The organism is Streptomyces lancefieldiae (assembly GCF_031845825.1).
In the GTDB taxonomy this organism is placed as follows: Bacteria; Actinomycetota; Actinomycetes; order Streptomycetales; family Streptomycetaceae; genus Streptomyces; species Streptomyces lancefieldiae.
On record NZ_JAVRFH010000336.1, the window covers coordinates 1 to 441 of the forward strand.

General features: G+C 66.9%; 1 protein-coding gene. It reads right to left on the bottom strand.

All coding sequences use genetic code 11. The annotated features are described in order from the left end of the window. Positions 1-62: 62 nt before the first annotated feature. Positions 63-441, bottom strand: a 379-nt coding sequence (locus RM812_RS42405) for a GntT/GntP/DsdX family permease (protein WP_449657865.1), incomplete at its 5' end; no start/stop codon positions are given.

Sequence of the window (441 nt, forward strand, 5' to 3'; positions counted from 1 at the left end):
TACGTATACAGAACGCCCGCCCCGGTGCAGGGGCGGGCGTTCTCACGTACGTACGGGAGCGGCTACAGCAGCAGCGACAGCGGCAGGATGAAGGCGATGGCCACCACGGAGATGATCGTCTCCATCACCGACCAGGTCTTCACGGTCTGGCCGACGTCCATCCCGAAGTACTCATTCACCAGCCAGAACCCGGCGTCGTTGACATGGCTGAAGAAGAGCGAACCGGCACCGATGGCCAGCACCAGCAGGGCCGCGTGCGAGGTCGACATGTCGGCCGCGAGCGGGGCGACCAGACCGGCGGCGGAGATCGTGGCGACCGTGGCCGAGCCGGTGGCGAGGCGGATCGCGACGGCGATCAGCCAGCCGAGCAGCAGCGCGGGAATCGCCCAGTTCTCGGAGAAGTCCAGAATCATCTGGCCCACCCCGGCGTCGATCAGCGTC